Origin of the sequence: Streptomyces lydicus, assembly GCF_000717345.1 — a bacterium.
GTDB classification, from domain to species: Bacteria; Actinomycetota; Actinomycetes; order Streptomycetales; family Streptomycetaceae; genus Streptomyces; species Streptomyces lydicus.
Map to the genome: position 1 here is coordinate 135,380 of NZ_JNZA01000020.1, position 26,454 is coordinate 161,833.

The following is a 26,454-nucleotide window of genomic DNA, read 5'->3' on the forward strand; positions in this document are numbered from 1 at the left end:
TGCCCCCTCCCAGCGATCGGAAGCTACACGTACCGTTCCAGGATCGACGACTCCGCCAGGCGGGAGAGGCCCTCGCGTACGGAGCGGGCGCGGGCCTCGCCCACGCCGTCGACCGCCTGGAGGTCGTCGACGCTGGCGGCGAGCAGCTTCTGCAGGCCGCCGAAGTGGTCGACGAGGCGGTCGATGACCGTGCCGGGGAGGCGGGGGACCTTGGCCAGCAGGCGGAAGCCGCGGGGGGAGACCGCGGAGTCCAGGGTCTCGGGGGCGCCGCTGTAGCCCAGGGCGCGGGCGACGGTGGGGAGTTCGAGGAGTTCGGTGTGGCTGAGCGCGTCCAGCTCGGCGAGCGCTTCGGCGACCGTGCGGGAGCGCTTGGCGGTCGGCTCCGGGACGTAGTCGCGTACGACCAGTTCGCGCTCGGGCTCCACCCCGGCGATCAGCTCTTCGAGCTGGAGGGTGAGCAGCCGGCCGTCGGTGCCGAGTTCGACGACGTACTCGGCGATCTCGGTGGCGATCCGGCGGACCATCTCCAGGCGCTGGGCGACCGCGGTGACGTCGCGGACCGTGACCAGGTCCTCGATTTCGAGGGCGGAGAGGGTGCCGGCGACCTCGTCCAGGCGGAGCTTGTAGCGCTCCAGGGTGGCCAGTGCCTGGTTGGCGCGGGAGAGGATCGCGGCGGACTCCTCCAGGACGCGGCGCTCGCCGTCGACGTAGAGGGCGATCAGCCGCATGGACTGGCTGACGGAGACGACCGGGAAGCCGGCCTGGATGGAGACGCGCTGCGCGGTGCGGTGGCGGGTGCCGGTCTCCTCGGTGGGGATGGAGGCGTCGGGGACGAGCTGGACGCCGGCCCGGAGAATCTTGGTGATGTCCTTGTCGAGGACGAGTGCGCCGTCGAGCTTGCACAGCTCGCGCAGGCGGGTGGCGGTGAATTCCACGTCGAGGACGAAACCGCCGGTACACATGGACTCGACGGTCTTGTCGAAGCCGAGGACGATCAGTCCGCCGGTGTTGCCGCGGAGGATGCGCTCCAGGCCGTCGCGCAGCGCGGTACCGGGCGCGACGGCGCTCAGCGAGGCGCGCATCAGGCTCTCGGTACCGGGGTTCCCGCCCGACCTGCCGGGAGTCGATGCCCGGTCGTTGACTGCCACTGCGCTCCTCCGTTGCCAGGTCGCTCGGTCCGCAGGCCGCCCGGCCCTGCTGTGGTTGACGTACCTGGGGAGCGTACGTGGCCGACAGGCAATTGCGCGGTGACGGGCGAGACCAGGGCAAAGTCTACCGGCGCGCGCCCTCTTCCTGTGGGGCCTCCCGGCGCACTCGCTTGGGCAGGACGCTCAGTGCCTGCCCGACGTCGGCGACCTCAAGCACGCGCATTCCCTCGGGGATCTTGCCCGGGTCGGAGGGGACCAGGGCGTGGGTGAAGCCGAGCCGGGCCGCTTCGGACAGCCGGCGCTGGACGCCGGTGACGCGCCTGACCTCGCCCGCGAGGCCCACTTCGCCGATGGCGACCAGGTTCTTGGGGAGGGGGGTGTCGCTGGCGGCGCTGGCCAGGGCGAGGGCGACGGCGAGGTCGGCGGCCGGTTCGGTGAGCTTCACGCCGCCGACCGTGGCGCTGTAGATGTCGCGTTTGCCCAGGGCGCTGATCCGGCCGCGCTGCTCCAGGACGGCGAGCATCATCGACACCCGGGAGGTCTCCAGGCCGGAGGTCGTCCGCCGGGGGGAGGGGATCTGGGAGTCGACGGTCAGGGCCTGGACCTCGGCGACGAGGGGGCGGCGGCCTTCCAAGGTGACCGTGAGGCAGGTGCCGGGCACCGGCTCGGCGCGGCGGGTCAGGAAGAGGCCGGAGGGGTCGGCGAGGCCGGTGATGCCTTCGTCGTGGAGTTCGAAGCAGCCGACCTCGTCGGTGGTGCCGTAGCGGTTCTTGACGCCGCGGACCAGGCGGAGACGGGCGTGCCGGTCGCCCTCGAAGTGCAGGACGACGTCGACGAGGTGCTCCAGCAGGCGGGGTCCGGCGATGGCGCCGTCCTTGGTGACGTGGCCCACCAGCAGGGTGGACATGCCGCGTTCCTTGGAGGCCCGGATGAGGGCGCCGGCCACCTCGCGGACCTGGGCCATGCCGCCGGGCGCGCCCTCGATCTCGGGTGAGGCGACGGTCTGAACGGAGTCCAGGACGAGCAGCGACGGCTTGACGGTGTCGAGGTGGCCGAGGACGGCGGACAGGTCGGTCTCGGCGGCCAGGTAGAGGTGGTCGTCGAGGGCGCCGATGCGGTCTGCGCGCAGCCGTACCTGGCTCGCGGACTCCTCACCGGTCACGTAGAGGGTGGGGTGGGCGGCGGAGGCGGACTTGGCGGCGGCGTCCAGGAGGAGGGTGGACTTGCCGACGCCGGGCTCGCCGGCGAGGAGGACGACGGCGCCGGGGACGAGCCCGCCGCCGAGGACCCGGTCGAGTTCGTCGACGCCGGTGGAGCGGGCGGTGGCCTGGCGGCCGTCGACCTGGCCGATGGGCACCGCGGCCGTCGTGACCCGGCCGGGGGCGGTCGTGCGCACGGCGGGGGTGCCGCCGAACTCCTCGACCGTGCCCCACGCCTGGCACTCGGGGCACCGGCCGAGCCACTTCGCGGTGGTCCAGCCGCACTCCGTGCAGCGGTACGAGGGGCGCTCCTTGCCCGGCGTTTTACGAGTTGCCATGGGGTCACCGTAGCGGCGGGGTCCGACAACGCCTCCGCGCGGAGCGGGAGAGAGGGGCGCGGAGAGGGGTGCGGGGGAGGGGCAGCGGGTGCGGCGGGGAGGCCCTCGCCGGCCCCGGCGTGGTCGTGGGTTGCTCCGACCGGGTGGCGCACGCGGCGCGTGCCCGTCCAGGGAAAGGCCGGCTCGTGTCCCCTTTTGAGGGAGATGGTCACCCGTAAGGGTTAAAAGTGTGCAAGGCGAGCAGGGCTGGCTGCATCATCCGCCTACCGTCGCCGGGGTGATGAGCAGCAGGCCCGAGCACCCCAGGCACTCCACCGGCGCACACCGGTCGCGCGGCGACGACCGGCGCCTGAGCCGTTCGCGGCCCGCCGAGCGGCCCGATCCGGGCGCCGCGGGCGACCACGACGACGGCTACGAGCCGTATCTGGACGGGCTGTTCACCTACTGCCTGTCGGTGCTGTGCGACCACGACGCGGCGACGGCGGTGCTCGGCGAGGTGCTGGCGCTCGCCGAGCGGCACCACACCCGGTGCCCCGCGGACCCGGCGCGGCACCGCTCCTGGTTCTACGCCCTGGCCCGCTGGGCCTGTCTGCGCCGGCTCGCCGAGCGGGCCGGCCAGGACGCCGGCCGGCCGGACGGCAAGCGGGCGGCGGCCGGCCGGGCCGTCCGGGACACCGAGCGGCGTCAGCGGGAACTGGCCGCGCTGGCCTGGCCGGAGGCCGCCGGGACCACCCCCGAGCAGCGGGAGGCGCTGGAACTCTCGGTGCGTCACCGGCTGTCCGCGGACGAGGTGGCGGCGGTGCTCGGCGCGGACCCGATCGCCACCCGGGCGCTGCTGGCCACCGCGTCGTGCGAGGTCGAGCGGACGCGGGCGGCGCTGGCCGTGGTCGAGTCCGGCCGCTGCCGCGAGGTGGCGCAGCTGGCGGGTGACAGTCAGCTGCTGCTGGGCGCGGCGCTGAGCCGGGAGCTGGTGCGGCACGTCGACGACTGTGCGGAGTGCCGGCGGGCCGCCGAGCGGGCCACCGTGCCGGGGACGTGGCCGGGCACCGCGCCGGCGGCCCGGGGCGCCCTGCCGCTGGTGGCGGTGGACCGGGACGCGGTCCTCGGTGCGCTGGGGGCGGCCCGGCGGTCGCGTTCGGGGCGCGCGGAGGGCGTGCCCGGCGCGGGACGCGGTGGCCGGCCGGGTGGGGCAAACGGTTCTCCTCGCTACGACCGCAGCGGTTTCCCCGTGGGTGCGCCCACGGACCGGGCCGCCCGCCGCCGCAGGCTGCGGGCCCGGGCGCTGACCACGACCGTGGTCGCCACGGTCGTCGCGGCGCCGGTGCTGGCCCTGTGGGCGGCCTACCGGGGCGCGCCCGCGACGGGGGAGACGGTGGACGGCTCCCCGTCGGTGACGGCCAATGACTCGCCGGCCGGCGCGCAGCTCGGCGGCCGCCCGTACGAGAACGCCGGCAACGCCCGCACGACGCCCGCGCCCGGTTTCCGGGCCGGGGACGGGACGCCCGATGTGTCGGTCGAGGTGATCAGCGCGGACGGCACCCCGCTGCGGCCGGGGGAGAGCGCCGCGGTGTCGGAGAAGGGCCCGGGCCGGCTGACGGTCGCCGCGCAGCCGAGCGGCGCGACGACGGTCATCACGATCAGCGCCTCGGGCGGGAAGCCGGTGCACTGGACGGCGTCGTCGGGCGCGGCCTGGCTCCAGATGAGTCATACGGCGGGTTCGCTGCAGCCGGGGGAGTCCACGACGATCACGGTCTACGTCGACCACGACCGGGAGCCGACCGGCCACTGGCGGGCCCGGATCGCCATCGAGCCCGGCGGCACCGCCGTCACGCTGGACGGTTACGGCGCGACCGGCCCCGCGCCCGGTCCGCACCACCCGGCGCCGCACCACCCGGTCCCGTCGCCCTCGCGCCCCACGCCGACGCGCCCGCCGACCCCGTCGGACCCGACGCCGACGCCCACGCCGACCCCCACGAACCCGGCCCCGAGCCCCACCGCGACCACCCCGGCCCCGCCCTCGACGGAGACCCCGTCGAACACGACGCACCCGGCGCGCTGAGACGGCACAGCGGCGGGGGCCACGGGCGCCCGGCGCGCTGAGGCGCACAGCGGCGGGCGTCATCGGCGCCCGCCGCGCCGGAGCGATCCGCCCCGGCTACTTCTGCTTGTCCGGCTTCGGCTGCTTGGCAGGCCGCGGCGGGTCCGCCGGGTGCGGGGCCATCGGTAGGGTCGCCGCCAGCCGCTCCTCGCACAGCTCGGCGAGCCTGGCGTAGCCCTTCTTGCCCATCAGCTCGGTCAGCTCCGGCTTGTACGAGACGTAGACCGGCTCGCCGGCGCCGTGCGCGGAGGTCGCGGACGTGCACCACCAGTGCAGGTCGTGGCCGCCCGGGCCCCAGCCCCGGCGGTCGTACTCGCCGATCGTGATCTGCAGCACCTGGGTGTCGTCGGGCCGGTCGATCCAGTCGTAGGTGCGCCGGACCGGCAGCTGCCAGCAGACGTCCGGCTTGGTCTCCAGCGGCTCGCGGCCCTCGCGCAGCGCGAGGATGTGCAGCGAGCAGCCCGCGCCGGCGGGGAAGCCCGGGCGGTTCTGGAAGATGCACGAGCCCTGCCAGCGGCGGGTCTGCCGCTCGCCGTCCTCGTCCTCCTCCGTCCAGCCGGTCTCCGTGCCCACGTCGTGGAACTGCCAGAGGTCGGGCGTCAGCCGCGCCACATGGCTCGCCACCCGCTTCTCGTCGTCCTCGTCGGAGAAGTGGGCGCCGAGCGTGCAGCAGCCGTCGTCCGCCCGGCCGGCCTGGATGCCCTGGCAGCCGCTGCCGAAGATGCAGGTCCAGCGGGAGGTCAGCCAGGTCAGGTCGCAGCGGAAGAGCTGCTCGTCGTCGGCCGGGTCGGGGAAGGTGACCCAGGCGCGGGCGAAGTCGAGTCCGACCTCGTCGGCCGGGGGGCGCGCCTGCTCGGCCTGCCGGGCGCGCCGCTTCTCGTCCTTATTGAGCGCTTTTTCGTGCTTCGCCTTTTTCGTCTTTGCCACGAGATCCAGCGTACGGGTCGCCGCGGGACCTTGAGCAATTGCTCAATTCCGTAGATTTCGCGCCGCGCGGCCGCGGCCGGCGCCCGGACCGTCCGGCAGGCCGGGGTGGCCGCCGGGCACGGCGCCGACCTGGGGGGACGCCATGGGGGGACCGGGGCGCAAGAGCGGTGGGGGCCGCGCAGTAGGTTTCCCCGTATGAGACTCGGTGTCCTCGATGTGGGTTCGAATACGGTCCATCTGCTCGTGGTGGACGCACACCCGGGCGCGCGCCCGCTGCCCGCCTATTCGCACAAGGCGGAGCTGCGCCTGGCCGAACTCCTCGACGAGGGCGGCGCCATAAGCGACCACGGGGTGGAGCGCCTGGTGGCCACCGTCCTGGAGGCGCTTCAGGTGGCCGAGGACAAGGGCGTCGAGAGCGTGCTGCCGTTCGCCACGTCCGCGGTGCGGGAGGCGTCCAACGGCGAGGAGGTGCTGCGCCGGGTCTCCCAGGAGACCGGCGTGGACCTGCAGGTCCTGTCCGGCGAGGACGAGGCGCGGCTCACGTTCCTGGCGGCCCGCCGCTGGCTGGGCTGGTCCTCCGGGCGGCTGCTCGTCCTGGACATCGGCGGCGGCTCGTTGGAGATCGCGTACGGCCTGGACGAGGACCCGGACGTGGCGGTCTCGCTGCCGCTGGGCGCCGGCCGGCTGACCGCGGGCGACCTGCCGGGCGATCCACCGGACCCGGAGGACGTGCGGACGCTGCGGCGCCGGGTGCGGGCCGAGATCGCCAAGGTGGTGAGCGAGTTCCGCCGCTACGGCAGCCCCGACCACGTCGTCGGCACGTCCAAGACCTTCAAGCAGCTGGCCCGGATCGCCGGCGCCGCGCGCTCCGCCGAGGGCCTCTACGTCCAGCGGGAGCTGACCCACAAGAAGCTGGAGGAGTGGGTGCCGCGGCTGGCGGGGATGTCCGCGGAAGCGCGGGTGGAGTTGCCCGGCGTGTCCGAGGGGCGGGCGCAGCAGCTGCTGGCCGGGGCGCTGGTCGCCGAGGCGGCGATGGATCTGTTCGGGGTCGAGACGCTGGACATCTGCCCGTGGGCGCTGCGCGAGGGCGTGATCCTGCGGCGGCTGGACCACCTGCCGTAGGGGCGGTCGGCGCGGGGGCGGGCGCTCCCGCGTCGCGTGAGACTCGTCACGTCCGACGGGACGCGGTACCGCACCCGTAACGCCTGGCCCCTGGCCCCCACGGCTTGTGAGGAGGCGGGCGGCGGCCCGCGACGGCGGGCGGTGGCTGCCGGGACCTCCTGCCCCGTACACAGTTCCGGCCCGTACGCTGTCCCTCGTGACAGAGCCAGTGGTGCGCATTCCGGATGCGAAGGTCGCGCTGTCCACGGCTTCGGTCTATCCGGAGTCGACGGCGACGGCCTTCGAGATCGCCGCGCGCCTGGGCTACGACGGCGTCGAGGTCATGGTGTGGACCGATCCGGTCAGCCAGGACATCGAGGCGCTGCGCCGGCTCTCCGACTACCACGGCGTGCCGGTCCTCGCGGTCCACGCGCCGTGTCTGCTGATCACCCAGCGGGTCTGGTCCACCGACCCGTGGGTCAAGCTCCAGCGGGCCCGTACGGCCGCCGAGAAGCTGGGCGCCTCGACCGTGGTCGTGCACCCGCCGTTCCGGTGGCAGCGCAGCTACGCGCGGGAATTCGTCCGCGGGGTGTGGCGCATGGAGGGCGAGACGGACGTCCGGTTCGCCGTCGAGAACATGTATCCGTGGCGCTACCGGGACCGCGAGATGCTGGCGTACGCGCCGGACTGGGACCCGACCAACGACGACTACCGGCACTTCACCGTCGACCTCTCGCACACCGCCACCGCGCGCAACGACGCGCTGGAGATGGTGTCGCGGATGGGCGACCGGCTGGCGCACGTCCACCTCGCCGACGGCAACGGGTCCGCCAAGGACGAGCACCTGGTGCCGGGGCGCGGCAGCCAGCCCTGCGCCGAGGTGCTGGAGGGGCTCGCCGCGACCGGTTTCGACGGGCATGTGGTCGTCGAGGTCAACACCCGGCGGGCGATGTCCGCCGCCGAACGCGAGGCCGACCTCGCCGAGGCGCTCGCCTACACCCGGCTGCACCTGGCCTCACCGACCCGGGTCCCCGGCTCGTGACCGACGGCGGGGACGCGGCCGCGGACGGCGGCCAGGGGGGCAAGCCCGCCGGGTCCGCACGCCGCCGTGGCCGCCCCGCCCGCGCCGCCGAGCCGGGACCCGGCGCCCGGGAGCGGATCCTGGCCGCGGCCCGTACGGAGTTCGCAGAGCGCGGCTACGACCGGACGTCCATCCGCGGTATCGCCAAGGCGGCCGGAGTGGACGCGGCGCTGGTCCACCACTACTTCGGCACCAAGGAGCAGGTGTTCGGCGCGGCCATCGAGCTGTCCTTCGCGCCCGCGCTGACCATGCCCGAGACCCTCGCGGGCGGCGGCGCGGACGTGGGCGAGCGGATGGCCCGGTTCATGTTCGGCGTCTGGGAGAACCCGGTCACCCGGCAGCCGCTGCTGGCCATCATGCGGTCGGCGCTGACCAACGACACCGCGGCGGCGGTGCTGCGCGGCCTCGTCGCACGCCGGATGCTCCAGCGGGTGGCGGGCGAACTGACCGTCCCCGACCCGGAGTTCCGGGCGCAGCTGGCCGCCGGGCACCTCATCGGGATCGCCGTGCTGCGTTACGTGATCAAGATGGATCCGCTGGCCTCCGCGGAGGTGGAGGAGATCATCGCGATGGTCGCCCCGGCGCTCCAGCGCTATCTGACCCAGCCGTGACGTCCCGGGCGGGAACTGCCCGGACTGTCCGCACTACGGGCAGCCGTCTCACATTCCGGCGCCAGTGTCCGGATCTTGGATCAAGAGCGTAACCTCGGCCTCAGCTGCTCTATGACGCCGCCCGGTGGGCGACGGGCCGTCCCGGCCCGGACTCCCGGAGCCCGGCGGTCGTACGGACGATTCCCGAGGGAGTGACCATCGTGCCCGATCTGAGGTCCCGCACCGTTACCCATGGCCGCAACATGGCGGGCGCCCGCGCCCTTATGCGGGCCTCGGGCGTAGCGAGCGAGGACATCGGTAAGCCGATCGTCGCGGTCGCCAACTCCTTCACCGAGTTCGTGCCCGGACACACCCACCTCGCCCCGGTCGGCCGGATCGTCTCCGACGCCATCCGGGCCGCCGGCGCCGTCCCCCGCGAGTTCAACACCATCGCGGTCGACGACGGCATCGCGATGGGCCACGGCGGCATGCTGTACTCCCTGCCGTCGCGCGACCTGATCGCGGACTCGGTGGAGTACATGGTCGAGGCGCACTGCGCCGACGCGCTGATCTGCATCTCCAACTGCGACAAGATCACCCCCGGCATGCTGATGGCCGCGATGCGGCTGAACATCCCGGTGGTCTTCGTCTCCGGCGGCCCGATGGAGGCCGGCCAGGCCACCCTCGTCGACGGCACGGTCCGCAAGCTGGACCTGATCAACGCGATCGTCGACTCGGTCAACGACAGCGTCTCCGACGAGGACGTCCTCCGCATCGAGGAGAACGCCTGTCCCACCTGCGGGTCCTGTTCCGGCATGTTCACCGCCAACTCGATGAACTGCCTGACCGAGGCGATCGGCCTGTCCCTGCCCGGCAACGGCTCGGTGCTCGCCACCCACACCGCCCGCAAGGCGCTCTACGAGAACGCCGGCCGCACGGTCGTGGAGATCACCAAGCGGTACTACGAGGACGGCGACGAGTCCGTCCTGCCGCGCAACATCGCCACCCGCGCCGCGTTCGAGAACGCCATGGCCCTCGACATCGCCATGGGCGGCTCGACCAACACCATCCTGCACCTGCTCGCCGCCGCGCAGGAGGCCGAGCTGGACTACGACCTCAAGGACATCAACGAGGTCTCCCGCCGCGTCCCCTGCCTGGCCAAGGTCGCCCCGAACGTCGCCCCCGGCGGCACGTACTACATGGAGGACGTGCACCGCGCCGGCGGCATCCCCGCCATCCTCGGCGAGCTGTACCGCGGCGGGCTGCTCAACGAGGACGTGCACTCCGTGCACTCCACCTCGCTCGCGGAGCACCTCAAGACCTGGGACGTGCGCGGCGGCTCCCCGTCCGCCGAGGCCGTCGAACTGTGGCACGCCGCGCCCGGCTGCAAGCGCTCGGCGACCGCCTTCTCGCAGTCCGAGCGCTGGGCGTCGCTGGACGTGGACGCCGAGGGCGGCTGCATCCGGTCCGTCGAGCACGCCTACTCCAAGGACGGCGGCCTGGCGGTCCTCAAGGGCAACATCGCCGAGGACGGCTGCGTCGTGAAGACCGCCGGCGTCGACGAGTCCATTTGGACCTTCGAGGGCCCGGCCGTCGTCTGCGAATCGCAGGAAGAAGCCGTCGACAAGATCCTCACCAAGCAGATCAAGGAAGGCGACGTCGTCGTCATCCGCTACGAGGGCCCCAAGGGCGGCCCCGGCATGCAGGAGATGCTCTACCCGACGTCCTTCCTCAAGGGCCGCGGCCTGGGCAAGGCGTGCGCGCTGGTCACCGACGGCCGCTTCTCCGGCGGCACGTCCGGCCTGTCCATCGGCCACGCCTCCCCCGAGGCGGCCGCCGGCGGCACCATCGCCCTCGTCGAGGACGGCGACCGCATCCGCATCGACATCCCGAACCGCACGATCGACCTGCTCGTCGACGACGCCACCCTGTCCGCCCGCCGCGAGGCCCTCGGCGGCGTCTACGCACCCAAGAACCGCGAACGCAAGGTCTCGGCGGCCCTGCGCGCGTACGCGGCCATGGCAACGAGCGCCGACAAGGGCGCGGTGCGCGACGTGAACCTGCTGGGCTGATCCGGCTGACCCACGCCCCACGCGAAGGAGCCCCCACACCCGTGGGGGCTCCTTCCGTTTGCGCTCAGCTCCAGTTGCCGCCCTTGACGGCCGTGACGAACGAGGCCCAGGCCACCGCGGGGAAGACGAGCGCGGGGCCGTGCGGGTCCTTGCTGTCGCGGACGGGGACGAGGGCGGGGAGGTTGTCGGCGACTTCCAGGCAGTTGCCGCCGTCCGGGTTGCTGTGACTGGACTTGCGCCAGGCGACCGTGCTCAGGTCGAGTCGGCGGACGGACATGGGACTTCCTCCAGGAGGTGCTGGATGAACGCCGCGGTCTCGCGCGGGGACAAGGCGTAATCGCGCAGTCGATCGTAACTGAACTGGAGTCGCTCAACTCCGCTAATTTCTGCCACCAGTTGCCCGTCGTATCCCGTCTCCACCCAGGCAACGGTCTTTCCCTCCGGAAGGCGCAGCAGAGCGGTGTCCGTGTTCGGCAGCTCGCGCAATCCGACGCTGAAGGGGAGCACTTGGAGCGTCACATTAGGCAGCCGGGTCACCTTGTCGAGATGGTCCAGCTGTTCTGTCCACTCCGCGTCGTCCAGCAGCGCACGACGTAACACCGCCTCGTCGAGAATTGCCCGGAACTGGGGAGCGGTGGCGCCGGTCAGGATCTCGCGTCGGTTCATTCGTGCGTCGACCTGCTGGTCCAACTGGGCGCCGGGACTCAGCCCGCCCAGGCACAGCAGCCTGCGGGCGTACGTCTCGGTCTGGAGCAGCCCTGGCACCACAGCCGGCGAGTACTGCTGAATGCCGGTCGCCTCGGCTTCCAGCGTCATGAAACGCCGGTACCGCTCCTTGAACTGCGTGGGATCGGCGGCCGCCAGCTCCCACAGCGTCAGCAGCAACCCAGGCGTCCCGTAGTGCTGGTCCAGTGCCTCGGCGACCTCCGGGCTGCCGAGGGTCTGGCCGCTTTCCAGTTTTCCGAAGAGGGAGGCGTCCCAGCCCAGCGCCGTGCCGAGCTGCCGCAGGCTCTCCCCGTGCTGCGTGCGGAGTAATCGCAGCTCCTCCGCGAAGCGTCGGCGCGGTTCCTGGCTTCGGCCGGTGACGGCTGTCCTCGGCGGCATGGCGACCTCTTCTGTGGAAGGTGTGGAACTACCGGCTCCCGGCGTGGAATTACGGCCCGTAGCGGTGGGATCGGGCCCCACCCCGGGGTCATTCTCGTAACAGCCGGATCACTCACGGTAGTTGCCGTCCGGTGTGCCAGGTAGCGGAACGGGAGACGGGAGCGGTATCAAATGGCCACAGAACCCCACACGGAGGCCCGGGCGGCATGCGACGAGCTGGCCGCCGCACTCCGGCAGGCCGGCATCGTGCTGCCGTCACTGGGCGTCGACCCGGTGTCGTGCGCCCGCCCCTACCCGCGCCCGCTGGTCGAGTTGGGGCGCTGCAACCTGGAGACGGTGCGGCGGCTGACCGCCGTGCTCGCGAGGGCGGCGCGGTGACCGGGCGGCTGGTACGGCTCCTCGCGCTGGTCCTGCCGGCGTGCGGGAGGCACCGCGACCGTGGCGCACGGCAGGCCGCGCCCGTCGCGTGTCAGCGCCGCCACCACAGCCGTCTCCCGCGCCACAGGAGCCCGTACGCCCGCGACGCCGTCGCCGGAGGCCCGTTCATGGACACCCGTAGCCCGGTACGCCGCTATGTGCCGCGTCCGTACATCTCACCCGCGTGCCACATCGGTACGCACGCGGCGTGCGACAAGGGCGCCCCCGGGCCCGAGGTCACCACGGTGCCCGGGGTGTGGCGCGAGGCGTGCGCCTGTCCCTGCCACGAGGGCGGGGCGCCGGGCCTTCACCAGCCGGCCGGGTCCTTCGTGGGGGCCGCGAACACCGTCCCGTTGGGCGCCGCCGCGTAGATCCGGTCCCGCGCGGTGTCCACACGCGGGGCGGGCAGCGCCTGGAGGAAGCCGTTGTGGCGGTCGGCCGCCAGCTGCGGCCGGGTCTGCCCCAGCAGCCCGCCCGACCGGGTGTCGACGGCCAGCAGCCGGCCGTCCGCCGCGGTGAAGAACAGCCGGTCGCCGCTGACCACCGGCGCCGAGCCCCGGCTGACCGCGGTCTCGGTGTCCCACTTCCGTGCGCCGACGGCCTGCAGCGCACCGCCCTCGGCCAGCAGGTAGACGGTTTCGCCGTGCACCACGGCGGCGGTGTTCTGGAGCGGCGCGGCCAGCGGCAGGCGGCGGGTGCGGCCGGTCGCCGGGTCGTAGCGGACGACGGCGGTGGTGTAGTTCACCAACTTCGGGTCGGTGGCGGTGAGATAGAGCGCGCCGGACGCGCCGGTGCCGGCCGGGGCGAGCGTGCCGGGCAGCCGTCGTGCCCAGCGGATCCGGCCGTCGGCCGGGTCGATGGCGGTGACCTGCGAGCCGGTGCCGTCCGCGGTGGCCTCGGCGGCGTAGGCGGTGCGCGGGTCCCCGAACGAGGTGAACACCGGCAGCTGGTGCCCGGGGAAGCGCTTGTGCCACCGCTGCCGGTGGGTGGCGCTGTCCAGGGCGGTGACGGTGCCGTCGGCGGCCGTCAGGAGCACCCGGTCGCCGACGACGGCGGCGCCGCCCTCGTATCCGGAGACGTCCTTGGTCCAGCGGGTGGCGCCCTTGCCGCCGGCCGACGGGTCGAGCGCCATCAGCCGGGTGCCGTCGGCGGCGAAGACGTAGAGCAGCCCGCCGGAGAGCACCGGAGGGGTCGGGGAGACGGCGTCCCGGCCGGCCGGGGCGGCCGTGCGGCGCCACACCACCGCGCCGGTCTCCGGGTTCAGCCGGGCCGCGGGCAGGCCGGACTGGCCGCAGAACACGGCCCCGTCGCCGCTGGTGCAGTACGGGACTTCGGCGGCGTAGCCCTTGGGCCGCTTGACGAGGGTGGTGCGCCACGGGTGGAAGCCGGCCGCCGCGAGGGACGGACGGGTCTGCAGGGCGGGGTCCTGGCCGGGGTCGGCGGGGGTCAGCGCCCGTACGGCGGTGACGACCCCGGCGCCCGCGAGCAGGAGGGCGAGCGCGGCCCACAGGGGCCGGCGGGGCGCGAAGCGGGTGCGGCGGCGGGGCGCGGCGGGGCCCCGGTCCGGGGCCTCGGCAGGCGCCCGGTCGGGCTCCCCGCCGGGGGCCGCCGCCCGGACGTGGGTCGTCTCGGCGCGCGACGGGGCGGCCTCGGCCCGTACGGGCTGCCGCTGCTCCGGTATCCGCACCGCCCCCGGCCCCGCGCCGCCCGGCGGCACCTCCGCGGCCGCGCCGGCCGGCAGCGTGAGGGGCCCGGCGTCCGGGGCGTCGCTGCGCAGTTGCGTCATCAGCGCGTCCGGCGTGGGCCGGTCCGCCGGGTCCTTGGCCAGGCAGCTCTCGATCAGCGGCGTCAACTCCTGCGGTACGCCGCCCAGATCGGCCTCGTCATGGACCACCTGGTACGCGACGAGGTAGGGGCTCTCCGAGTCGAAGGGGCCACGTCCGGTCGCGGCGTGCACCAGTACCGATCCCAGCGCGAAGACGTCCGCCGCCGGGCCGACCTCGCGGGGCCGCTGGAACTGCTCGGGTGCCATGAACGGCGGTGTGCCGATCAACTTGCCGGTCTCGGTGCGCATCTCGCTGTCCGTAGGGCGCGAGATGCCGAAGTCGATGACTTTCGGGCCGTCGGCGGCCAGCAGCACGTTGCCCGGCTTGAGATCGCGGTGCACCACGCCCGCGCGGTGGATGTCGCGCAGCGCCTCGGCGAGCCCCGCGGCCAGCCGCCGTACGTCGTCGGACGCCAGCGGGCCGTTCCGCTTCACATGGTCGGAGAGGGTCGGGCCGGGGATGTGCAGAGTCGCCATCCACGGGCGTTCGGCGTCCGGATCGGCGTCCACGACGGGTGCGGTGAACGCCCCGCTGACCCGCCGCGCGGCCGCCACCTCCTGCCGGAACCGCCCCCGGAATTCCGGGTCCTGGGCGAATTCGGCGTGGATGACCTTGACCGCGAGCAGCAGTCCGGAGGAGGAGCGGGCCAGATGAACCACGCCCATGCCGCCGGAGCCGAGGCGCGACTCCAGGCGGTACTGCCCGGCGTATTCCGGACGCTCCGCTTCCGGGCCGGGCCCGGTCTCGCGCAGCGACGGCATGGATCCACCCCCGTGTTTTCCGGTGCCATTCGGTCGCAGGTGCGACGCGCGGAGCCTAGTCGATGGCACGTACGAGATGAACGAGGCTTGCTAGCGTGCCGCTTGCGCATCTGACAACGGGCCCGGCGACGGGCCCTCCACGGGGGAACACGGGGGGAACCACATGAGTACGCAGGACGTCCAGGAGGCCCAGGAGGCCGCCGCCGAGCGCCGCACCTTCCAGCTCGCGCCCGGCTACCAGGTCAACGTGCGCAAGGGGCCGAGCACGAGCTCCGCGATCGTCCGCCGGCTGGCGGCGGGCGCGTGGATCGAGATCCGCTGCCAGCGGCACGGCGAGCGGGTCAGCGGCCCGTGCGGCACCACCGACATCTGGGACAACATCGCGCCCGGCCAGTACGTCTCCGACGCGTACGTCCGGACCGGCAGCAGCGGCATGGTCGCGCCGTCCTGCACCAGCTGAGGGACCGGCCACCCCGGCGGCCCGGGCCGCCGGGGATTCCGCCCGGGCGGGGATAATCGGTGCCATGAGCGACGAGCAGACCCCGTCCGGAAGCCCGGAGCGCCGCGGCGCCGAGGCCGGCGTTCCGGAGCGCGGCGGCCCCGAGCCGGAGGAGATCCGGTTCTTCGGGACGAGCTGGGTCCACCACGACGGCGGCTACGCCCTGCGCCGGGCCGGCGTCGCGGTGGGCTCGCTGGCGCTCGCCGCGGCCGGCGCGGCCGTGCTGCGCTTCGCGTTCCAGGGCCTGGAGGTCGCCGACGTCGGCCCGTTCGTCGGCCTCCTCGTCGTCGCCGGCTTCGCCATCTGCAGCGCGCTGGCCTTCCGCCGCACCTGGGAGGGGTTCGTGCGCCGGCCCGACCCTTCCGCGCCGAGCGCCGCCGACCGGTCCGGGCAGGGCCTGATGCTGATCGGCTTCATCGGGTCGCTGCTCGCGTACTTCTGCCGCAGCCTCGTCGAGGCGCCCGGCGAGAAGCTGCACCGCGCCGAGTACGCGGCCGCCCGCGAGCGGTACGAGCGCCGGCGTGGCGCCCGTACCGGCAACCCGGCCGCGAAGAAGCCGAAGAAGCGCCGCTAGACCGCTCCAGGCCGCTCTAGGCCCCGGTCTTCGGCCGCGCGTACCGGGCCGCCATCGTGGCGAACACCTCCCGCGGCTCCCAGCGCGCCTCGTCGAGCATCGACACCACGCCGTACGACGACAGGTCCGCGCCCTTGCGGGACTTGTACCCGGCGAAGGTGAACCAGAGCGCGGTGTCCACGCCCTCCTCCTCGAAGACGTCGAGCAGTTCGGTGAGGTAGCGGACCTGCTCGCCCTCGTCCGGTACCGCGTCCGCGGGCGGCTGCCAGGCCAGTCCGCCGCGTTCGCCGGCGCCCCGGTAGGGGCAGGTGCCGAACTCGGTCACCGCGACCGGCTTGCCGTGGGCGCGGTGCCCGCGCAGCTCCTCGAGGAACGTCGAGGCGTTGTACGCCGCCCGGTAGGCGTCCACCCCGACCACGTCGAACGGCCCCCAGTCGATGCCCTCCCAGGGGCCCGAGGCGTAAGTGATCTTGCCGGCGAACCGCTCGCGCACCAGCTTCGCGACCTCCGCCAGGAAGCCGTTGAGCCGCTGCTGTACCGGGCCGAGCGACATCCACCAGTCGCGGTCCGCGGTGGTCATCGCGTGGAGCCGGTCGCTGTAGGTGTCGCCCGGGATGAAGCCGTTGCAGAACGCGCTCATCTCGCACCCGGCGACGAACACCACCTCGGCGCCGCCCGCGCGGACGGCCTCGGCCCGCTCGGCGCAGTCGGCGAAGAACGGCCGCAGCTCCTCGGTGGTGAGGTCCACCGGGAACGGCGCGAACCACACCTCCAGGCCGGCCTCGGCGGCGCAGCGCGCCGCGACGCTCAGCCGCTCGGGATCGCCGCCCGATATGCGCACCGCGTCGCAATGCAGCTCACCGGCGATCACCGCCATGTCCTTGGCCGCCACCTCCTCGGTGAAGCTCGTGCGGGAGGCGTCCTCCCCGGGCAGGAAGCCGGTGTCGTAGTTGATTCCCCGTGCGCGCATCTCGCCTCTCACTGCTCGTTCCGGTGCTTGTTCCGGTGTTTGTCCCGGTCTGTTCGGTCGTGGTGGCCGGTGGTGCGCTGCCCGTCGGTCGTGGTCAGGCCGCCGGTCGGAGTCGGCCCGTCGGTCGTGGTCGGTCCTCGGTCGTGATCGGGTCCTCGGCCGGGGCCGGTTCGTCGCGCGCGGGCCGCCCCCCGCTCGCGAAGGGGTCGAGGCCGTGCGCCAGCAGCCCGAAGGCGAGCTCGACGTCCTCGGCCAGCCGGCGGCGGGCGTCCTCCAGGGCGGCGCCGGCGGCCAGCCGCCGGAAGAACGTCTCCTGGAGGGTCACCAGCGAAGCGCTGATCTGAGCCGCCATCAGGGCCGCGGCCGTCTCGCCGTGCTCGGCCGCCAGCACCTCCGCGAGCTTCTGCCGCTGCTGGTAGAGCAGCGCGTGGGCGGCGCTGCTGAGCGCCGGGCTGTCGAAGATCACCCGCACCCGGGAGACCAGGACCTCCGTGTCGATCCCGGTCATCGGGCCGACGGCGAAGTCGCGGTAGTGCGTGCGGAGCGCGTCCAGCGGCGACGTGCCGGCCGGCCGCCCGGCGACGATGCCCGCCAGGTCCTCGTCGCCCACGCCCTGGAGGGCGAGCGATTCCTTCGTCGGGAAGTACGAGAACAGCGTCGCCTTGGCCACCTCCGCGGCCTCGGCGATCTCGCTGACCGTCACCGCCTCGAAGCCGCGCTCGGCGAACAGCCGCCAGGCCGTCGCCGCGAGCCGCTGCCGCGTCTGTTCCTTCTTCCGCTCCCGCAATCCGGCCATGCCGGCACCATAACCAGACCAAGTCTGAAATCAAACCCGGTACGAGTTTTTGTTCCGGGTCCGTACCGTTCCGTGGCCGGGCACGATGAGCCCATGCCGACCCTCCCGCCCCCGCAGCCCGGGGCCCCGGGCCATGCCACCCTCGCCCGCGCCTTCGACGCGGTGGCCGCCCAGTACGCCGCCGCCCGCCCCGGCTACCCGCCGGCCCTGTTCGACGCGGTCGAGGAACTGGCCGGCCGGCCGCTGGCCGGCGCGCGGGTGCTGGACGTCGGCGCCGGCACCGGCATCGCCACCGCACTGCTCGCCGCCCGCGGCGCCGAGGTCACCGCCGTCGAGCCGGGCGCCGCGATGGCCGGCCGGCTGCGCGCCGCCCACCCCGCCACCCCGCTCGTCCGCGCTCTCGGCGACGCCCTGCCCTTCGCCGACGACGCCGGCTTCGACCTCGTCGGCTACGCGCAGTCCTGGCACTGGACCGACCCGGCCCGCTCGGTCCCCGAGGCGCTCCGTGTGCTGCGGCCCGGCGGCGCGCTCGCCCTGTGGTGGAACGTCCCCGACCCCGGCGTCCCGTGGGCCGCCGAACAGGAGGCCCGGCTCGCCCGCCGCCTCCCCGGCTACCACGCCCACGGCGTCGCCCCGGAGGCCCCCGACCTGATCCGCGGCCTCGGCCTCGGGCTGCGCCCCGCCACCCGCGTCCTGCACTGGACCCGGCGGGTGCCCCTCGACACCCACCTCGCGATGCTCGGCAGCCGTTCCTACTTCGCCGCCATCGGCCCCGCGGCCGCCGCGCCCGTCCTGGAGGCCGAGCGCACCGCCCTCCTGGACGTCTTCCCGGACGGCACTGTCGAGGAGGCGTACGCCCTCGATCTGACCGTCACCCGCCGCCCGTCCTGAACCTCAGTACGTGCGCTCCGGCTTCCCCTTGCCGTACAGCCAGGTGTGGAAGAGGCCGGTCAGATCGGCATCGGTGCGCTCCTGGCTGAAGGCGATGAAGTCCGCCGAATCGGCGTTGCGGTAGCGGTACTTGGTGGGCCACTCCTTCAGGATGCGGAAGAAGGTCTTGTCGCCGACCGCCCGCCGCAGCTGCTGCAGCACCATCGCGCCCCGCTCGTAGACGGGCGTCTCGGTCACGTTCTTCGCCGTGCCCGGGTCGCCCGGCGGGAAGGCCCAGAGCGGGTTGTCCTTCGGGGTCCGGTAGAGCGCGTCGAACTGCTGCTGGGGCGTCTTGCCGCCCTCGTGCTCGTCCCACAGCCACTCGGCGTAGGTCGCGAAGCCCTCGTTGAGCCAGGTGTCCCGCCACGTCTTGGGCGTCACCGAGTCACCGAACCACTGGTGGGACATCTCGTGCACCACGGTGACGGTGTCCGGCGCGCCCGCGTAGACCGGTCTGGTCTGCGACTCCAGGGCGAGCCAGTCGATCCGCGGCGGGGTGTGGTCGACGATCGCGCCCGCCGAGGAGAAGGGGTACTTCCCGAACAGCCGGCTCTCCCAGCTGATGATCTGCGGCAGCCGGCCCAGCGGTCCCTTGCTCGCGGCGACCTCCGCCGGGTCCACCGCGACGTACAGCGGCAGCCCGTCGCGCGTCCGGGAGGTGTGCACGTCGAACTTCCCGATGGTGGCGGTGGCGAGGTACGTCGCCATGGGCTCCGGGTTGTGCCACTCGAAGGTGGTCTTCCCCTTGGCGGTTTTCTCCGCGCGCAGCTGCCCGTTGGCGACGGCGGTGTAGTGCTGCGGAACGGTGAGCCGGAAGTCGTACGCCGCCTTGTCCGAGGGGTGGTTGTTGCTCGGGAACCAGGTCATGGACCCGGCGGGCTCTCCCGACACGAACGCCCCGTCGGGGGTCGTGACCCAGCCCTCCGTCGATGTGTCCGGGTCGGTCATCTCCTGCGGGGTGCCGTCGTAGTCGACGCCGGTCCGGAACTGCGCGCCCTTCGCGATCGTCTCGGCCGGGTGCACCGTCAGCTTGTGTCCCTTGCGGGAGAACGCGGCGGCTCTGCCGTCGACCCGGACGGCGGTGACCCGCAGCCCCTGCAGGTCGAGCTTGAAGGACCGCAGGTCCTTGCCGGCCCGGGCGGTGATCTCGGTGGTGGCCGCCAGCCGCTTGTGCGCGACGTCGTAGTCGAGGGTGATCCCGTAATGGCGTACGTCGTAGCCGCCGTTGCCGAGCGCGGGGAACAGCGGATCACCGACCCCGCCGCTGCCCGCCGTCCCCCCGCCGGCACCCGTGCAGGAGGACAGCAGGAGGGCGACGGACAGCGCGGCGGTCGCACCGCAGCAGCGAAGGGGCCGGCGGGTCACAGCGCTCCCAGAGGTCGGTGATCACAGCTCCCCGACCCTACGGTCATTTCCCCTGGAACGCCGCCCAGTTGCCGATCCGACCGCATTACGGGCACCGGACGGCGCCCGCTCAGGGCGCGGTGGACCGGGCGGCCGCCCGCGCGGTGCCCTCCGGGCCGCGGCGCTGCTCCTCCCAGCTGCCGAGCGCCGCCGCACACGCGTGGTCGAGGTGCCGCAGCCCCGACAGGTCCAGTTCGATCTCCCGGTCGCGCGGCAGCGCCTCCAACTGGTCGAGCAGCTTCGGCAGCCGCAGGAAGGTCGCGTTGCCCACGGCCCGTACGTGCACCACGCCGCTGCCCTCCAGGCCCGCGACCTCCAGGTGGACGTGCGAGGTCGCCCACGCCGACTTCGCCACGGCCATCAGCAGCCCCAGCAGCACCCCCTCGAACATGTTGGTCGCCACGATCGCCACCGCCGTCGCCGCCAGCACCACGGCCTCACCACGGTGCTCCCGCCACAGCGGACGCCACGCCTTCACCGGGATCAACTTGCCGCCCGCGTGCACCAGTACGCCCGCCAGCGCCGCGAGCGGCACCACTCCCAGCGCCGCCGGGAACGCCGCCGCGAAGACCAGCAGCCACACCCCGTGCAGCACCCGCGAGGTCTTCGTCCGCGCCCCGGCCTGCACGTTCGCGGCACTGCGCACGATCACCGCGGTCATCGGCAGCGCGCCGAGCAGCCCGCACACCGTGTTGCCGGCGCCCTGCGCCATCAGCTCCCTGTCGTAATCGGTTTTCGGCCCGTCGTGCAGCCGGTCCACCGCGGCCGCGCTGAACAGCGACTCGGCCGACGCGATCAGGGTGAAGGCGAGCACGGTGCCCACCGCCCCGGCCACCGCCCCGGCCTCGGTCAGCCGCGCGAAGTCCGCGCCGCCCGGCGGCTGGACGACATCCAGCAGGCCCCGCACCTCGACCCGCGCCACCGGCAGATCCCACCCGGCCACCACGGCGGTCACCAGGGCCACCGCCACCAGCGGCGCCGGCAGCACCTGCGGCGCCTGCGACGCCAGCCGCGCCAGCGGCCGGGGGAGCGCCGGCGCCAGCTGCCGCAGCCGCGGCCAGGCCACCAGCACCGCGATGGTCGACACGCCGACCGCCAGCGCGCCCAGCGCCGGGTCCGACCCGATGGTGTCCATCGCCAGCCGCGGCAGCCCGGCCAGATTCGCCGGCCCGCCGCCCGGCGCCTTGGCGTCCGCCAGTGCGTACAGCTGCCCGGCGATCAGCACCAGCCCGATGCCGGCGAGCATCCCCTGGACGACGGCGACGGAGATCGCCCGGAACCAGCGCCCCAGCCGCAGCACCCCCATGACCAGCTGAAGCACCCCGGCGATCAGCACCAGCGCGCCCAGCGCGCCGAGCCCGAAGTCCTGTACGGCCTCGAAGACCAGCACGGTCAGCCCGGCGGCGGGCCCGCTGACCTGAAGGCTGCTGCCCGGCAGCAGCCCGGTGAGCAGCCCGCCGACGATGCCGGTGACCAGCCCCAGTTCGGCCGGCGCCCCGGAGGCGACGGACACCCCGACGCAGAGCGGGACGGCGACGAGGAAGACGACGAGGGAGGCGGTGAAGTCGGCGCGCCAGACGGCCGGCGAGCGCCACGATCGGTCGGCGGGCCGGGCGGCCGGGGACGGTATCGAGGGCCGGGACGGGCGCGGGCGGGCAACACGGAACCTACGCATGAGCATGCCTCCAGCGGTTGCGAGATGCGGTGGCGCGCGTCCGCCCGGGCCCGGGGGCCGGGCACCGGCGCGGGCCCGGCCGCGGCCCGGGCAGGCCGGACCGGCACCGGGCGCCGCGCGCCAGGAAGGGGGAAATGCGAGGACGGCTGGATCCGTCGGATGCGCGGGCCGGGGGAGGCCCCTGGGGCAGCTCTTCGCGCTCAGCAGCGGAAAACGAGGTGGCGGACCGGCAGTTCGCCCGATCTCGACAGCGGCACGGCCTGACGGCCGGTCAGCGGGACGGTCACCCGCAGCCCGCCCTCGGTCCGTACGGGCCCGGCCGTGGAGACCGGGGTGCCCGGCGGTACGGGCGCGCACAGGGTGGCCGCGGAGCGTCCGCCACGGCGCGGCTGGCAGCGGTCACCGGCCGCTTCCGGGTGGTCGGAGGGGTCCGACGCCACCGGGGCGGAGCCCGGGGAGCCGGTGCCGGCGGCGCTGTTCCCGGCCGCCGGCGGGGCCGCCGTCCGCTCTCCGTACGTGCCGCCGGCGACGAGCGGCAGGGCCAGTACGAGGGTCACGACGATCAACAGGAGCCGGCCGAGGCCGCGGACCTGGATGGTCGTCATCGTCGCCCCTTCCGGCGCGGCTGGACACGTCCCCCCATTGTGTCGAGGCGGACGCGCCCGGCCGCCACCCGTTATGTAACCACCCTGTAAACGCAGGGTTATCGGACAGGAAGGAAGGGTTCCGTTCGCTCCGGCGGCCGTCAAAGCGCCGCCCGCGCCCCCATGCGCCGTTGCCGAACCGTCCGCGCACCACTCCGCGGCGCACTCACCCCATGGCCCACCCCTTGACGCCACCCCTTGACGTCATCCCTTCCCCCGCACATTATTCATCGCATGATGAATTACGGTGGTGACGACGACCCCGCCTCCCCAACCGGCCCCCCACCCCCGAACGGCCCCGGCACCCCCGCCGTCCACGCCCACGACCTCACCGTCGTCCGAGGCCGCCGCACCGTCCTCGACGCCCTCACCTTCGCCATCCCCCCGGGCCGCATCACCGGCCTCCTCGGCCCCTCCGGTTGCGGCAAGTCCACCCTCCTGCGCGCCGTCGTCGGCACCCAGGCCAAGGTCACCGGCACCCTCGACGTCCTCGGCCGCCCCGCCGGCGACCCCGGCCTGCGCCCCCGCATCGGCTACGTCACCCAGGACCCGTCCGTATACGACGACCTCACCGTCCGCCAGAACCTCGACTACTTCGCCGCCGTCCTGCACCCCGGCCGCGGCGCCCGCACCCGGCGCCGCGAAAGCGTCACCCGCGCCCTTGAGGACGTCGACCTCACCCGGCACGCCGACGCCCTCGCCGGCCACCTCTCCGGCGGCCAGCGCAGCCGGGTCTCCCTCGCGGTGGCCCTCCTCGGCGCCCCCGAACTCCTCGTCCTCGACGAACCCACCGTCGGCCTGGACCCCGTCCTCCGCCGCGACCTCTGGCACCTCTTCCACGCCCTCGCCGCCGACCGCGGAACCACCCTCCTGGTCTCCTCGCACGTCATGGACGAGGCCGAGCGCTGCCACCGGCTGCTCCTGATGCGCGAGGGCCGCATCCTCGCCGACGGCACCCCCCGCGCCCTCCGCGACCGCACCGGAACCGCGACCGTCGAGGCCGCCTTCCTCCACCTCGTCGACGAGGCCGCCGCCACCCCCGCACCACCGGAGACCACCACCGAGGAGCCGGTCCGATGACCTCCGACGCCCCGCCCCCGGCCCGCCGGACCCCCGCCGCGGCCCTCTCCCCGTCCCGCACCCTCGCCACCACCGCCCGCGTCCTGCGCCAACTGCGCCACGACCCCCGCACCGTCGCGATGATGCTGCTCGTCCCCTGCGTGATGATCGCCCTGCTGCGCTACGTCTTCGACGCCCGCCCGGAGACCTTCAACAGCATCGGCGCCTCGCTCCTCGGCATCTTCCCGATGATCACCATGTTCCTGGTGACCTCCATCGCCACCCTGCGCGAACGCACCTCCGGCACCCTGGAACGCCTGCTCGCCATGCCCCTCGGCAAGGCCGACCTGATCAGCGGCTACGCCCTCGCCTTCGGCCTGCTGGCGATCGTCCAGTCCGCCCTCGCCACCGCGCTGTCCGTCTGGGTCCTGGGCCTCGACGTCACCGGCTCACCCTGGCTGCTGCTGCTCGTCGCCGTCCTCGACGCCCTCCTCGGCACCGCCCTCGGCCTGTTCGTCTCGGCCTTCGCCGCCTCGGAATTCCAGGCCGTCCAGTTCATGCCCGCCGTCCTGATGCCCCAGCTCCTCCTCTGCGGCCTCTTCACCCCCCGCGACACCATGCAGCCGACCCTGAAAGCGGTCTCCGACGTCCTCCCGATGTCCTACGCCGTCGACGGCATGACCGAGGTCCTCCACCACCCCGACGTCACCACCGCCTTCCTCCGCGACAGCCTCGTCGTCACCGCCTTCGCCCTCCTGGTCCTCGCCCTGGGCGCGGCCACCCTCCGCCGCCGCACCGCGTGACCGCACGCCGTACGCGCCCCGAACCGCCCATCCACCGGACAGCACCGGCCCGGCACCCCGCACGGTGCGAGGATGACGGCAAAGGCCCAGCGCAGCGGAAAGGCGAACCCGCACCATGACCCAGAAGGTCGCAGTCCTCGGCACCGGCAAGATCGGCGAAGCGCTCCTCAGCGGAATGATCCGCGGCGGCTGGGCGCCCTCCGACCTCCTGGTCACCGCCCGCCGCCAGGAACGCGCCGACCAGCTCCACGCCCGCTACGGCGTGGACGCGGTCAGCAACGCCGAGGCCGCCAAGTCCGCCGACACCCTCATCCTCACCGTCAAGCCGCAGGACATGGACACCCTCCTGCGGGAACTCGCCCCGCACGTCCCCGCCGACCGCCTCGTCATCAGCGGCGCCGCCGGCATCCCCACCGCCTACTTCGAGGAGCGGCTGGCCGCCGGCACCCCCGTCGTACGGGTCATGACGAACACCCCCGCCCTCGTCGACGAGGCCATGTCCGTCATCTCCGCCGGCACCCACGCCACCGGAGCACACCTCACCCGCGCCGAGGAGATCTTCGCCGGAGTCGGCAAGACCCTGCGCGTCCCGGAGTCCCAGCAGGACGCCTGCACCGCCCTGTCCGGCTCCGGCCCGGCCTACTTCTACTTCCTGGTCGAGGCCATGACCGACGCGGGCATCCTCCTCGGCCTGCCCCGCGACAAGGCCCACGACCTCATCGTGCAGGCCGCCATCGGCGCCGCCGTGATGCTCCGCGACAGCGGCGAACACCCCGTCAAACTCCGCGAGAACGTCACCTCCCCGGCCGGCACCACCATCAACGCCATCCGCGAACTGGAGAACCACGGCGTACGCGCCGCCCTCATCGCCGCCCTGGAAGCCGCCCGCGACCGCAGCCGCGAACTGGCCACCGGCAACGGCTGACCCCCCGCGCCGGTGGGGCCGGCCGACCGCCCCCACCGGCCCCGGCTACGCCAGCAGCCCCATCGCCCGGTACGCCGCGTCCACCCGCGGCCTGGCCATGCCCCGGGCCCGCTCCGCGCCCCGCCCGAGCACCTCGTCCACGTACGCGGGCTCCGCGGCCAGCGCCGCGTGCCGTTCCCGCACCGGCCGCAGCGTCTCCACCACGGCCTCCGCGACGTCCTTCTTCAACGCCCCGTACGAGTCGTACGCACCGGCCAGCCGCTCCGGATCCCCGCCCGTGCACGCGGCCAGCACATCCAGCAGATTGGCGAGCCCCGGCCGCTCCGCACGGTCGTACACCACCTCGCTGCCCCCGTCGGTGACCGCCCGCATCACCTTCTTCCGCACCACCTCCGGCTCGTCCAGCAGATAGACGATGCCGGCCGTCCGGTCGTGCGACTTCCCCATCTTCGACGTCGGCTCCTGCAGGTCCATCACCCGCGCCGCCACCTTCGGAAGCGTCGCCTTCGGCACCACGAACGTCGCCCCGTACCGCTGGTTGAACCGGATCGCCAGATCCCGCGTCAGCTCCACGTGCTGCGCCTGGTCCTCACCGACCGGCACCTCGTGCGCCCCGTACGCCAGGATGTCCGCCGCCATCAGCGCCGGATACGTCAGCAGCGACAGCCGCACGCTCCCACCCCGCGCCTGCTCGCGCGCGGTCTTCTCCTTGTACTGGATCATGCGCCGCATCTCCCCGTCGGAGGCCGTGCACTCCATCAGGTACGACAGCCGCGCATGCTCGTCCACCCGGCTCTGCACGAACACCGTGCACACCTCCGGATCCAGCCCCGACGCCAGCAGCAGCGTCGCGGCCTGCCGGGTCAGCCGCCGCACCCGCGCCGGATCGTGCTCCACGGTCAGCGCGTGCAGATCCACCACACAGAACAGCGCGTCCGCACGGTGCTGGTCCTCCTCGACCCACCCGCGTACCGCCCCGAGGTAGTTCCCCAGCGTCAGATGCCCCGTCGGCTTCACACCACTGAAGATCCGCGTACGGCCCGACGCCGGAACCGCCATCTCGTCCATCCGTACTCTCCCGAAGTCCCGCACTCCTCCGAGTGCGCATCGAGACCGCCGACCTCACCGGCCGTTACGGATGCAGAAACGCGAACGGCCGCCGAAGCGGCGGCCGTGGTCATGCATGCACTGCTGGGCGGCCGCCGTCAGGCGGGCCACCACTGCTGTACGAGCGCATGCGTAGTCATGGACCCCAAAGTACCCGGCAAACCCCCTCCCCGCGCGGGTTTGAACAACCCCACCCCCTCGTGTAGTGTCCTCCGAGTTGCCACGGAGCCGACAGGCCCCGAGCAACCATCCCGCCGCTTCGCGGCACACCACTACTGCACGGCCCCTCACCGGGAACAATTTCGGTATGCCGAAATTCGGACCGCGGCGCGATTATGTGCCGACGAGGAATTCCGCTAACGTAGTGATCACGCCGAAAGGCGCGAACAAACCCCCTCCGACGGGG

24 protein-coding genes are annotated in these 26,454 nt (G+C 73.6%); 12 read left to right on the plus strand and 12 right to left on the minus strand.

Going from position 1 to position 26,454, the window contains the following annotated elements; translation table 11 throughout:
• Positions 1–23 precede the first annotated feature (23 nt).
• Complete coding sequence (disA, locus tag OO62_RS20750; RefSeq protein WP_033268983.1) at positions 24–1,148, minus strand: DNA integrity scanning diadenylate cyclase DisA; 1,125 nt, start codon at positions 1,146–1,148, stop codon at positions 24–26.
• A gap of 124 nt (positions 1,149–1,272) precedes the next feature.
• Positions 1,273–2,685 carry a DNA repair protein RadA gene (gene radA / locus OO62_RS20755; protein WP_033268984.1) on the minus strand — a complete coding sequence of 471 codons (1,413 nt, stop codon included), beginning with the start codon at positions 2,683–2,685 and terminating at the stop codon, positions 1,273–1,275.
• Positions 2,686–2,965: 280 nt separating this feature from the next.
• Here radA and OO62_RS20760 point away from each other — a divergent pair, with 280 nt between their 5' ends.
• Complete coding sequence (locus OO62_RS20760; RefSeq protein WP_033269029.1) at positions 2,966–4,744, plus strand: BACON domain-containing protein; 1,779 nt, start codon at positions 2,966–2,968, stop codon at positions 4,742–4,744.
• 96 nt (positions 4,745–4,840) lie between these two features.
• Here the strand turns inward: OO62_RS20760 and OO62_RS20765 are convergent, their stop codons facing one another.
• Positions 4,841–5,710 carry a DUF3109 family protein gene (locus OO62_RS20765; RefSeq protein ID WP_033268985.1) on the minus strand — a complete coding sequence of 290 codons (870 nt, stop codon included), beginning with the start codon at positions 5,708–5,710 and terminating at the stop codon, positions 4,841–4,843.
• Between the two features lie 195 nt (positions 5,711–5,905).
• On the opposite strand from OO62_RS20765, the gene OO62_RS20770 reads away from it, so the two are divergent.
• The 4 genes from OO62_RS20770 (at position 5,906) to ilvD (ending at position 10,554) form a co-directional block, all read left to right on the plus strand.
• A complete protein-coding gene (locus tag OO62_RS20770; protein WP_033268986.1) occupies positions 5,906–6,832 on the plus strand; it encodes a Ppx/GppA family phosphatase in 927 nt (308 codons plus the stop codon).
• Between the two features lie 196 nt (positions 6,833–7,028).
• Positions 7,029–7,853: a sugar phosphate isomerase/epimerase family protein gene (locus tag OO62_RS20775; RefSeq protein WP_180290092.1), complete on the plus strand. Its 825-nt coding sequence runs from the start codon at positions 7,029–7,031 to the stop codon at positions 7,851–7,853.
• Positions 7,850–8,503 carry a TetR/AcrR family transcriptional regulator gene (locus OO62_RS20780; protein WP_051733465.1) on the plus strand — a complete coding sequence of 218 codons (654 nt, stop codon included), beginning with the start codon at positions 7,850–7,852 and terminating at the stop codon, positions 8,501–8,503. Before OO62_RS20775 ends, OO62_RS20780 begins: the two co-directional genes overlap by 4 nt.
• Before the next feature lie 200 nt (positions 8,504–8,703).
• Positions 8,704–10,554, plus strand: a complete 1,851-nt coding sequence (gene ilvD, locus OO62_RS20785) for a dihydroxy-acid dehydratase (RefSeq protein ID WP_033269031.1) — start codon at positions 8,704–8,706, stop codon at positions 10,552–10,554.
• A 64-nt stretch (positions 10,555–10,618) separates the two neighbouring features.
• On the opposite strand, the gene OO62_RS20790 is transcribed toward ilvD, so the two are convergent.
• On the minus strand, positions 10,619–10,831 hold the full coding sequence (locus tag OO62_RS20790) for a DUF397 domain-containing protein (protein WP_033268988.1): 213 nt from the start codon (positions 10,829–10,831) through the stop codon (positions 10,619–10,621).
• The gene (locus OO62_RS20795) at positions 10,807–11,658 is read right to left on the minus strand and encodes a helix-turn-helix domain-containing protein (RefSeq protein ID WP_033268989.1); all 852 of its coding nucleotides are present in this window, start codon (positions 11,656–11,658) and stop codon (positions 10,807–10,809) included. The genes OO62_RS20790 and OO62_RS20795 overlap by 25 nt, the downstream gene beginning before the upstream one ends.
• A 171-nt stretch (positions 11,659–11,829) precedes the next feature.
• Here OO62_RS20795 and OO62_RS20800 point away from each other — a divergent pair, with 171 nt between their 5' ends.
• On the plus strand, positions 11,830–12,036 hold the full coding sequence (locus OO62_RS20800; protein WP_033268990.1) for a hypothetical protein: 207 nt from the start codon (positions 11,830–11,832) through the stop codon (positions 12,034–12,036).
• 346 nt (positions 12,037–12,382) lie between these two features.
• Here OO62_RS20800 and OO62_RS20810 read toward each other — a convergent pair whose 3' ends face one another.
• Entirely contained in the window at positions 12,383–14,662 is a 2,280-nt protein-coding gene (locus OO62_RS20810) for a protein kinase domain-containing protein (RefSeq protein WP_033268992.1), read from the minus strand.
• Positions 14,663–14,825: 163 nt separating this feature from the next.
• Here OO62_RS20810 and OO62_RS20815 point away from each other — a divergent pair, with 163 nt between their 5' ends.
• Together OO62_RS20815 and OO62_RS20820 are read left to right on the plus strand one after the other, a co-directional pair.
• Positions 14,826–15,122 carry a peptidase gene (locus OO62_RS20815; RefSeq protein ID WP_033268993.1) on the plus strand — a complete coding sequence of 99 codons (297 nt, stop codon included), beginning with the start codon at positions 14,826–14,828 and terminating at the stop codon, positions 15,120–15,122.
• Positions 15,123–15,186: 64 nt separating this feature from the next.
• A complete protein-coding gene (locus OO62_RS20820) occupies positions 15,187–15,735 on the plus strand; it encodes a hypothetical protein (protein WP_033268994.1) in 549 nt (182 codons plus the stop codon).
• 16 nt (positions 15,736–15,751) lie between these two features.
• Here the strand turns inward: OO62_RS20820 and OO62_RS20825 are convergent, their stop codons facing one another.
• Together OO62_RS20825 and OO62_RS20830 are read right to left on the minus strand one after the other, a co-directional pair.
• Positions 15,752–16,705, minus strand: a complete 954-nt coding sequence (locus OO62_RS20825; protein WP_033268995.1) for a glycoside hydrolase family 113 protein — start codon at positions 16,703–16,705, stop codon at positions 15,752–15,754.
• 94 nt (positions 16,706–16,799) lie between these two features.
• Positions 16,800–17,501 carry a TetR family transcriptional regulator gene (locus OO62_RS20830; RefSeq protein WP_078617287.1) on the minus strand — a complete coding sequence of 234 codons (702 nt, stop codon included), beginning with the start codon at positions 17,499–17,501 and terminating at the stop codon, positions 16,800–16,802.
• A gap of 93 nt (positions 17,502–17,594) precedes the next feature.
• Between OO62_RS20830 and OO62_RS20835 the strand changes: the two genes are divergently transcribed.
• The gene (locus OO62_RS20835) at positions 17,595–18,392 is read left to right on the plus strand and encodes a class I SAM-dependent methyltransferase (protein WP_033268996.1); all 798 of its coding nucleotides are present in this window, start codon (positions 17,595–17,597) and stop codon (positions 18,390–18,392) included.
• Positions 18,393–18,395: 3 nt separating this feature from the next.
• Here OO62_RS20835 and OO62_RS20840 read toward each other — a convergent pair whose 3' ends face one another.
• The 3 genes from OO62_RS20840 to OO62_RS20850 form a co-directional block, all read right to left on the minus strand.
• Entirely contained in the window at positions 18,396–19,796 is a 1,401-nt protein-coding gene (locus tag OO62_RS20840) for a M1 family metallopeptidase (protein ID WP_033268997.1), read from the minus strand.
• 109 nt (positions 19,797–19,905) lie between these two features.
• Entirely contained in the window at positions 19,906–21,510 is a 1,605-nt protein-coding gene (locus OO62_RS20845) for a SulP family inorganic anion transporter (RefSeq protein ID WP_033269033.1), read from the minus strand.
• A 200-nt stretch (positions 21,511–21,710) separates the two neighbouring features.
• Entirely contained in the window at positions 21,711–22,115 is a 405-nt protein-coding gene (locus OO62_RS20850) for a hypothetical protein (RefSeq protein ID WP_033268998.1), read from the minus strand.
• 273 nt (positions 22,116–22,388) lie between these two features.
• Here OO62_RS20850 and OO62_RS20855 point away from each other — a divergent pair, with 273 nt between their 5' ends.
• The 3 genes from OO62_RS20855 to proC all read left to right on the plus strand — a co-directional run bounded on the left by OO62_RS20855 (position 22,389) and on the right by proC (position 24,941).
• Entirely contained in the window at positions 22,389–23,234 is an 846-nt protein-coding gene (locus OO62_RS20855; RefSeq protein ID WP_033268999.1) for an ABC transporter ATP-binding protein, read from the plus strand.
• Positions 23,231–24,016 carry an ABC transporter permease gene (locus OO62_RS20860; protein WP_033269000.1) on the plus strand — a complete coding sequence of 262 codons (786 nt, stop codon included), beginning with the start codon at positions 23,231–23,233 and terminating at the stop codon, positions 24,014–24,016. Before OO62_RS20855 ends, OO62_RS20860 begins: the two co-directional genes overlap by 4 nt.
• A gap of 115 nt (positions 24,017–24,131) precedes the next feature.
• Positions 24,132–24,941: a pyrroline-5-carboxylate reductase gene (gene proC / locus OO62_RS20865; protein ID WP_033269001.1), complete on the plus strand. Its 810-nt coding sequence runs from the start codon at positions 24,132–24,134 to the stop codon at positions 24,939–24,941.
• Positions 24,942–24,986: 45 nt separating this feature from the next.
• Here the strand turns inward: proC and trpS are convergent, their stop codons facing one another.
• Complete coding sequence (gene trpS / locus OO62_RS20870; protein WP_228332507.1) at positions 24,987–26,009, minus strand: tryptophan--tRNA ligase; 1,023 nt, start codon at positions 26,007–26,009, stop codon at positions 24,987–24,989.
• Positions 26,010–26,454 lie beyond the last annotated feature (445 nt).

Coding starts and splice junctions, on each gene's coding strand:
- radA (WP_033268984.1), bottom strand. CDS start 2,685: ATGGCAACTCGTAAAACGCCGGGCAAGGAGCGCCCCTCGTACCGCTGC.
- OO62_RS20835 (WP_033268996.1), top strand. CDS start 17,595: ATGCCGACCCTCCCGCCCCCGCAGCCCGGGGCCCCGGGCCATGCCACC.
- trpS (WP_228332507.1), bottom strand. CDS start 26,009: ATGGACGAGATGGCGGTTCCGGCGTCGGGCCGTACGCGGATCTTCAGT.
- OO62_RS20860 (WP_033269000.1), top strand. CDS start 23,231: ATGACCTCCGACGCCCCGCCCCCGGCCCGCCGGACCCCCGCCGCGGCC.
- OO62_RS20820 (WP_033268994.1), top strand. CDS start 15,187: ATGAGCGACGAGCAGACCCCGTCCGGAAGCCCGGAGCGCCGCGGCGCC.
- OO62_RS20855 (WP_033268999.1), top strand. CDS start 22,389: ATGATGAATTACGGTGGTGACGACGACCCCGCCTCCCCAACCGGCCCC.
- OO62_RS20845 (WP_033269033.1), bottom strand. CDS start 21,510: ATGCGTAGGTTCCGTGTTGCCCGCCCGCGCCCGTCCCGGCCCTCGATA.
- OO62_RS20790 (WP_033268988.1), bottom strand. CDS start 10,831: ATGTCCGTCCGCCGACTCGACCTGAGCACGGTCGCCTGGCGCAAGTCC.
- proC (WP_033269001.1), top strand. CDS start 24,132: ATGACCCAGAAGGTCGCAGTCCTCGGCACCGGCAAGATCGGCGAAGCG.
- OO62_RS20770 (WP_033268986.1), top strand. CDS start 5,906: ATGAGACTCGGTGTCCTCGATGTGGGTTCGAATACGGTCCATCTGCTC.
- OO62_RS20850 (WP_033268998.1), bottom strand. CDS start 22,115: ATGACGACCATCCAGGTCCGCGGCCTCGGCCGGCTCCTGTTGATCGTC.
- OO62_RS20830 (WP_078617287.1), bottom strand. CDS start 17,501: ATGGCCGGATTGCGGGAGCGGAAGAAGGAACAGACGCGGCAGCGGCTC.
- OO62_RS20800 (WP_033268990.1), top strand. CDS start 11,830: ATGGCCACAGAACCCCACACGGAGGCCCGGGCGGCATGCGACGAGCTG.
- OO62_RS20815 (WP_033268993.1), top strand. CDS start 14,826: ATGAGTACGCAGGACGTCCAGGAGGCCCAGGAGGCCGCCGCCGAGCGC.
- OO62_RS20810 (WP_033268992.1), bottom strand. CDS start 14,662: ATGCCGTCGCTGCGCGAGACCGGGCCCGGCCCGGAAGCGGAGCGTCCG.
- OO62_RS20760 (WP_033269029.1), top strand. CDS start 2,966: ATGAGCAGCAGGCCCGAGCACCCCAGGCACTCCACCGGCGCACACCGG.
- OO62_RS20825 (WP_033268995.1), bottom strand. CDS start 16,705: ATGCGCGCACGGGGAATCAACTACGACACCGGCTTCCTGCCCGGGGAG.
- OO62_RS20795 (WP_033268989.1), bottom strand. CDS start 11,658: ATGCCGCCGAGGACAGCCGTCACCGGCCGAAGCCAGGAACCGCGCCGA.